Source organism: Streptomyces sp. NPDC014889 (assembly GCF_043081205.1).
Taxonomy (GTDB): Bacteria; Actinomycetota; Actinomycetes; order Streptomycetales; family Streptomycetaceae; genus Streptomyces.
Genome location: NZ_JBIBWH010000009.1, coordinates 408,990 through 416,199 on the forward strand (window position 1 = coordinate 408,990; position 7,210 = coordinate 416,199).

At 68.2% G+C, this 7,210-nt stretch carries 6 protein-coding genes; 2 read left to right on the plus strand and 4 right to left on the minus strand.

Annotated features, from left to right (window positions below):
* Positions 1-39: 39 nt before the first annotated feature.
* From ACF09J_RS20710 to ACF09J_RS20720, 3 genes are all read right to left on the minus strand, one after another.
* Positions 40-1,632 carry an MFS transporter gene (locus ACF09J_RS20710; protein WP_392306892.1) on the minus strand — a complete coding sequence of 531 codons (1,593 nt, stop codon included), beginning with the start codon at positions 1,630-1,632 and terminating at the stop codon, positions 40-42.
* Between the two features lie 183 nt (positions 1,633-1,815).
* Positions 1,816-2,286 (minus strand): MarR family winged helix-turn-helix transcriptional regulator, encoded by a 471-nt coding sequence (locus ACF09J_RS20715; protein WP_392306893.1) that lies wholly within the window; start codon positions 2,284-2,286, stop codon positions 1,816-1,818.
* 195 nt (positions 2,287-2,481) lie between these two features.
* Positions 2,482-3,348: an AMP-binding protein gene (locus tag ACF09J_RS20720; RefSeq protein ID WP_392306921.1), complete on the minus strand. Its 867-nt coding sequence runs from the start codon at positions 3,346-3,348 to the stop codon at positions 2,482-2,484.
* 685 nt (positions 3,349-4,033) lie between these two features.
* On the opposite strand from ACF09J_RS20720, the gene ACF09J_RS20725 reads away from it, so the two are divergent.
* Together ACF09J_RS20725 and ACF09J_RS20730 are read left to right on the plus strand one after the other, a co-directional pair.
* A complete protein-coding gene (locus ACF09J_RS20725) occupies positions 4,034-4,639 on the plus strand; it encodes a helix-turn-helix domain-containing protein (RefSeq protein ID WP_392306894.1) in 606 nt (201 codons plus the stop codon).
* Complete coding sequence (locus tag ACF09J_RS20730) at positions 4,636-5,946, plus strand: MFS transporter (protein WP_392306895.1); 1,311 nt, start codon at positions 4,636-4,638, stop codon at positions 5,944-5,946. Before ACF09J_RS20725 ends, ACF09J_RS20730 begins: the two co-directional genes overlap by 4 nt.
* 70 nt (positions 5,947-6,016) lie before the next feature.
* Here the strand turns inward: ACF09J_RS20730 and ACF09J_RS20735 are convergent, their stop codons facing one another.
* Positions 6,017-6,994, minus strand: coding sequence for a DUF6397 family protein (locus ACF09J_RS20735; RefSeq protein ID WP_392306896.1), 978 nt, complete (start codon positions 6,992-6,994; stop codon positions 6,017-6,019).
* Between the last annotated feature and the right edge of the window lie 216 nt (positions 6,995-7,210).

Consider the following 7,210-nt stretch of genomic DNA (forward strand, 5'->3'; position numbering starts at 1 on the left):
TGTGCCCGGCTTCGGCCCACCTCTCCGCCCCACCCGCCATCAGCCGTCGATGGCGGGTGAGTTGGCACCGCGACGCAGGCCAACGGCGGCGAGCAGGGCACCCGCGACGCACAGGACGGCGGTGACGAGAACGGCGGCGTGCACACCGTTGATGAAGGCGTTGCCGCTGCCCTCGGCAACGGCGGCCTTCAGCTGTGCGGACATGCCGTCCGTGACCGGCGCGATGCCCATTGCCACGGCATCCTTGGCCTCCTTCAGGCCGTGTGCTGCGGAGGCCGGCACCCCGGCGCCGGTCAGCTCCCCCGTGAGCGTGGCTCCGACCCGGCTGCTGATCAGCGAGACCAGAACGGACGTACCGAGGGCGCCGCCGATCTGCAGTGCGGTGGACTGCAGGCCGCTCGCCACACCGCCTTCCCGGACGGGCGCGTTGCCGACGATCGCGTCGGAGGAGGCCGACATGACCATGCCGACGCCCAGGCCGATCAGGACGAATGGCGGCCACATGGCCGCGTACGAGGAGTGCGCGTCCCAGGTCAGCATCCACACGGAGGCCACCGCCTCCAGCAGCATGCCGGCCGGCATGGACAGGCGGGCGCGGAGCCGCTCGGTCAGCGCCGCGCCCAGCGGTGCCGCGACCACGGAGGCCAGGCTCAGCGGCAGGGTGCGCACGCCCACCTCGACCGGGGTCAGACCCCGGACGTTCTGCAGGTACAGCATCAGGAAGAAGATGACGCCGAGCAGCACGAAGAAGTTGATCGCGGTGACGAGGGTGCCGATGGTCAGCGCCGGGCTGCGGAACAGTCGCATGGGCAGCAGCGGGTGCCGGACACGGGTCTCGTACCAGCCGAAGAGCGCCAGCAGGACCAGTCCGGCGGCGAGGGGGCCCAGGGTTCCTCCCGAGGTCCAGCCCCAGGTCTCGCCCTTGATCACGCCGAAGACCACGGCGACCAGACCGAGCGCCAGCAGGATCACGCCTGGGATGTCGAAGCGGTGGCGGCCGGTGAAGTCCTTGCTCTGCGGCAGCACGAGTGCGCTGAAGACCAGGGTCGCGATGCCGATGGGCGCGTTGATGTAGAACACGGACTCCCAGTTGACGTGCTCGACCAGCAGGCCGCCGACGATCGGTCCGAGCGCGGTCGAGCACGAGGCCACCATGGCCCACAGGCCCACCGCCGTGCCGAACTTCTGCGGCGGGAAGACGGCTCGCAGCAGGCCGAGGGTGTTGGGGATCAGCAGCGCGGCGCAGAGTCCTTGCAGCGCGCGGAAGGCGATCACGCCTTCGACGGAGCCGATCAGCCCGATCATGACGGAGGTCACGACGAAGCCCGCGACTCCGGCCACGTAGTACGTGCGCCGCCCGAACCGGTCACCCAGCTTGCCGCCCAGGATGAGGGCGGCGGCCATGGCGATGAGGTAGGAGTTGGTGACCCACTGCAGGTCGGCGGTGGACGCGTGCAGGCTGCGGCCGATCTCCGGGTTCGCGATCGAGACCACGGATCCGTCGAGGTTGACCATGAAGAGACCGATCGCGACGGCGATCAGCGTCAGCCACGGATTGGAGCGCGGGCCCCGCTCGGCGCCCAGTGGCGACGGAGCGTGCAGAGTGGAGTGGTCCACGGGTGTGGAGGGCATGCTGGTGCCTTGTCTGTGGTGAGAACGTCGACAAGTCGACGAGATGGATCAAGGCCTTCGGCACAGGCGGAGATACGGCAGCGTGCGGCCACCACGGGGGAGGCGCGGCGGGGCAGCGGCGCACTCGAGGTGCGGGCTGCGCACGCGGCCGGGCGCTCGCCCCTGAGCACCGGTGCCGGAAGGTCAGTCGGCGGAGTAGAAGCGCCGGGTCAACGCCAGCAGCGCGCCACAGGCCGAACCGAGAGCGTCCTGCTCCCCGTCGGTGAGGGACTCCAGCAGACGCGCCACGTGGACTTCTTTCAGCCCCCGCGCTTCCGCGAGTCGCTCCGTGGCCAGCTCCGTGGGGTGCAGATGAGCGACCCGCTTGTCGACGGCATCCCGCCTGCGCTCCAACAGCCCCAACTCGGTGAGCTGGGCGACGAGGGCGCTGACATTGTTCGGCTTCATCAGCAGGGCGTCCGCCGCGTCACGGACCGTGACGCCCGCACGCTCCTCGACAAGCCGCAGCAGAGCGAGCTGCCCCTCCGGCAGCGTCGGGTACGGAAAGTCCCGGATCACCTGCCGCTCGAGCGCCCTGTTCAGCACAGGCAGAACCGCCACGAGGACCGAGGCCACGTGGTCGTTCTGCCGGCCAGAGGCACTGGAATCGAGCACACATCGACTATAGGTACGCCAACATACCTATGTCAACATAGGTACATGCCGGGCGGCCAGGCGCAGTAGTCAGTGGCGACCGACGGTGTTCACCTGGAACTGCCCGACACGAGTGACGGCCCATCAGAGCAAGCGTCACCTGAGCGTCAGGACGGCCGACAGACGTCCGTACCGAGAGCAGTCGGAACTCATCCGTCATCCCAGCACGGCCACGAGAAAGGGCAGGTCGGACGGCGTGCGCGAGACTCGGGGGAGGCCCTCCCCATGTGGGAGCCGCTGAAAGAACTGCTGCGCCGTCCTGCGCCCGCTCGACGCCAAACGCGGCGACGTCGTCGTCCTCTCCGCACACGACACAGAGAGGACCCAACGCAAAGGCCAGCGTCTGACGCCTCGGTTGGCCCGGGTAGCGGGCACCAGTCGTTGTCGTCTCCGTCTCCGCCTCCGCCCGGCAGCGGCACCGGTGTAGTGGAGGGTCGACAACGCCGGGAAACGACCAGTGCGGCAGTCCGGATGGTCGAGCAGCTCGTACAGCATGGGTGTCACCACCATCATCCTGGTGACGCGCTCGCTGTCCATCGCGGACAGGGCCGCGCCGGCCTCGAACGTCCGCGGCAGCACGATGGTATGGCCGCTCAGGACGCCCACCAGGAAGGCGCCGTGGCCGCTGGTGTGCGTCACCAGCGTGCATATCAGCAACGCATCGTCAGCCGAGGGGTCGGCAGCGTATGCGCTCGAAGCCTGCGCATAGAGGTCGTAGTAGCCGTTGCGGTGGACGACCAGCTTGGGCAGTCCCGTGGTACCACCCGTGTAGAGAAGCGTCGCGATGTGGCGGCCGTCGGCAGCGTCGCCGAGCGAGCAGTCCGCGGTGTCGGACGCTGCCGCCAGGAAGTCGGCCGCACTCGAGGATGCGCCGATGCTGAAGACATGCGGAATGCCGATCCGGCGGGCGATCCGCTGGGTCCGCTCCTCGAAGACCGGGTCGAACAGGAGCATCTTGCCGTCGGCGCGCTCGATCAACGCCTCGAGTTCGCCGTTGCCGGGCTCCGGCGGAACGAAGACCAGTCGACAGCCCTAGAAATGAATGGCCAGTTGGAGCAGCAGCGCTTCCGGACTGTTCTCCACGAACAGCGCTACTCCGTCTCCATCCACCAGACCGCTGCGCCATGCTTGAGTGTGCCTCGGGGTACGGCCCCAGGCGCTTCCGATCACCCATCATCAACGAGGCGGGAGCGGCAAAAAGTTCATCGGGAGCGGCGGGGACTCGCTCGATAGCACAAGAAGCCTGAGTGCATCATTCGAACCTGGTGATGGGGCGTCTCAGCAGTCCGTGCTCGCGGTGCCGGCCGCTGACCTGTCCTCCGCAAGACCGACCTCGGCGCCGACGTCGGAGCTTTCGGCCGCGGCGAGGAAGGCGTCCAGCAGGCGTGGCTGAGCGTGGACTTGGCCACAGGGGCGCGCAGTGCGCCCCATCCGTGCTCGCGGCCATCTGCCAGCACGCGCACCACGCCGACCTGGATCGGGTCGCTGAACGCCCCTGTCACCGCTATCAGAGTGATCTCGTCCCGTTCTGGGTGCCGTGTAGATCGAACGGGCCTGGGTGATCGAGGACTTCGGCGCTGCGCGAGCGGAAGTCCGCGGACTCGCAAGGCCGGGAAATAGCTAGGAGTACCGGACCGACCCACTAGGCAGGCAGAGCACGTTGCAGAGAACCGTATGCAAAGAAGACTCTGCAACCTAGGGTGTTGGCATGAGCGACTCAACTGAGGGCACGACGGCCCATCCCAATCCGATACGGCGTATTGACGCCCGCAGCTTGCGAGGACTGGCACACCCATTGCGCATGAGCATCCTCGAGATGCTCAGTCTCGACGGCCCCGCCACTGCCACGGGACTGTCGGCGCGTCTCGGCGAGAACACTGGCACCGTGAGCTGGCACCTGCGGCATCTGGCCCAGCACGGGTTCATCGAAGAGGAGGCAGGCCGCGGCACCAAGCGTGAGCGCTGGTGGCGCGCGGTCAAGGACACGAAGGTGTTGGAGACCGCCGAATTCCACCAGGACTCCGATGTCAGAGGCGCACTCTCGGTGTACATGCACGAGTTGGTGCAGCAGTACTTCAGCCGGGTCACGAACTACTTGAGCGAGAGCTGGGAGGGTGATTGGCAGCGTGCCGGCACCGTCTCCGACTGGAAGAACCTGCGGCTGACGCCAGCGCAGCTCAAGGCGCTCAACGAAGAGTTGATGGCCGTGATCGCCCGTCACACTCCCGCCCCGGGCGCCGAAACGCCCCCTGAATCGCTGCCGGTCATCGTGCAACTCCAGTCGTTCCCCCGCAAAGAGCGGCGGGACGGATGAGCCAAGAGATGGGTGTCGGTCTCCTCCGTCGGCACCGGGACTTTCGTCTGCTGTGGTGCGGCGAGACCGCAGGCAAGTTCGGCGCCTCCGTCACCGCCGTTGCGATGCCTCTGATCGCCGTCTCCACCCTGCACGCCAGCACGCTGGAGGTCGGGGTACTGAGCGCCTCGGCCTGGCTGCCGTGGCTGGTCATCGGTCTCCCCGTTGGGGCCTGGGTGGACCGGATGCGGCGCAGGCCGGTCATGCTGGCCGCTGCCGCGGTGTCCTTCCTGCTGTTCCTCGTGATTCCGGTCGCGGCACGGACCGGTCATCTGAACGTCGGCCTGCTGGTGGTCATCGCGCTGCTGACGGGCACTGCCGCCGTGTTCTTCCAGACCGCCTACAGCGCCTACCTTCCCAGCATTCTGGCCCCCGAAGACCAGCCCGAAGGCAACGCGAAGCTGCACGGCAGTGCTTCCGCCGCGCAGATCGCCGGTCTCGGTTCCGCCGGCCTGATCGGGCAAGTGGCAGGAGCGGTGAATGCGATGTTCGCCAACGCAGCCACGTTTCTCTTCTCTCTGCTCTGCCTGGCGAGCATCCGTGATCGCGAGCCACGCCGTGAAAGGACGACCGCCCACTCCAAAGCCCTGCTCAGCGAAGTCGGTGAAGGCTTGCGGCTGGTCGCTGGTGACCCCTGGCTCCGCACGCTGACACTCTTCGGAGCCGCCTCGAACCTGGCCCTCATGGGCTACCAGTCCATCCAGGTCGTCTTCCTCGTCCATACCGTGGACCTGGCGCCCGGAGCGGTCGGGGGACTCATCGCAGCCGCCAGCACGGGGGGCGTCGTCGGGGCGCTCACCACACGCCGGATCGCCGGCCGGATCGGGACCGCCCGCGCAATGCTGCTGTTCGAGCTGGGGCTCGCGATCTTCGCACTGCTCATCCCGGCCACCTCCGCCGGAGCCGGCCTGCTTCTCTTCGCCACAGGTGGATTCTGTGTGTCAGCAGGTGTCGTAGCCGGCAACGTCATCAAGGCGAGCTTCCAGCAACGCTACTGCCCGCCGGAACTCCTCGGACGTCTCACAGCGAGCGCCGCCTTCCTCAACTACGGAACAATCCCCCTGGGCGCTCTGCTCGGCGGATGGCTGGGAACTGTCTTCGATCTCCGCACGGCCATGTGGATCACAACGGCCGGCGTACCGGTGGCCGCACTCATCCTCGTTTTCTCCCCCATCGGCCGCTCTCGCGATTTGCCGACGGCCCCTCGTCCCAGGAATGACCCGGGGTACGTGCACCCTCATTCAGAGCCATCACCGCGGTCGCACTGACCAACTGGCGCATCTTCGACCTTCAGGGGCGCCAGTGGTCCGGCGAGCGGTCAGGGGCCGGCGGGGCGTCTCAGGTGGCTCTGCGGAAGAGCCTGCCCAGCAGGCCGCGTGCCGGTGGGGAGCTCTCGGACGGACGGTGTCGTTCGCGGTGCTCGGGCGCGGGCGGACACCGGCGCCTTGGCGAGTGCGGGTGTGAGTCGTCGTGGTGCGGATGTGGGGCGGGGTGCCGCGCGGCCGGGCGGGGCGCGGGGCGCTGGATCCGCGCCTCCCGCACCGCCCGCTGCAGGTCTGCTCGGAGCAGGTCGATCTCGTCGGGGTCCTGTGCCGTCGTGATCCGCTCGGTGAGGTGGGCGGCCGGCGAGCCTGGGGCGCCATGAGCGGGTGGCGGTGGTCGGAAGCGGCTCAGGTGGGAGCGCTCGTAGGGGTCCGTGACGATCTCGGAGATGTGAACCGGATCGAGCAGCGAGGCCACCGCGCCCGCCCGCTCCCACGGGTCACCGGCCTGGCTCAGCAGGAAGCCCAGGTGCTGTCCGCGCCAGTTGCGGGGGCGCAGGTCCACGCCGGTGTCCAACTGGCCCCGCAGTCTCTCCGGCAGGGGCCGGTTCAGCAGCTGGGCGTTCTTCGTGTCGGCGGCGAACTCGTGCAGTTCGTCCGTCAGGTACCGCCAGACCACGGCCCGGTAGCGGTTGAGGTGGAAGCTGACCGGAATCAGGAGGCCGAGTCTGGCCAGTCGGGTGAACCGGGCAGCGGTCACCTCCATGATCGCCGAGCCCTCCTTGGTGCCCACGGTCGTCACCTTCTTCCGCAGCGCCTCCGGGAAGCCCTCCTGTGCACGCAGCCGTTCCACCTCGATCCGGTCGACCTGCCTGCCGATTTCTCCCTCGGCGGGTCGGGTGCGGATGTGGCCAAGGTGCACGGCCAGGTCGAACTCACCTCGTTTGAGGCCCAGTTCCCGGGCCGCCCGGCTCTGCGAGAAGGGCGCTCGGCCAGTGGTGGCGGCCGTCCGAGCGGTTGACTTGACCTCATGTGTGACGGAGTTGCCGGACATACTCGTCTCCCCCGTGGAGTGTCGGGACCGCGCCGTTTGCGATCACCTGGGAAAAACGGTAGCCGGTGGCGGGAATCGACGGCGCGAGCCTGTGGATAACTCCGCGGGGGAACAGGAAAGGGCAGGTCAGCGATCCAGCGCACCTTCGGTGCGCGCCGGGGGCGTGGTAAATCCCGTGGCGCGCGCTGGGGATGCTTCTGTCTGCCCCTGACGTGG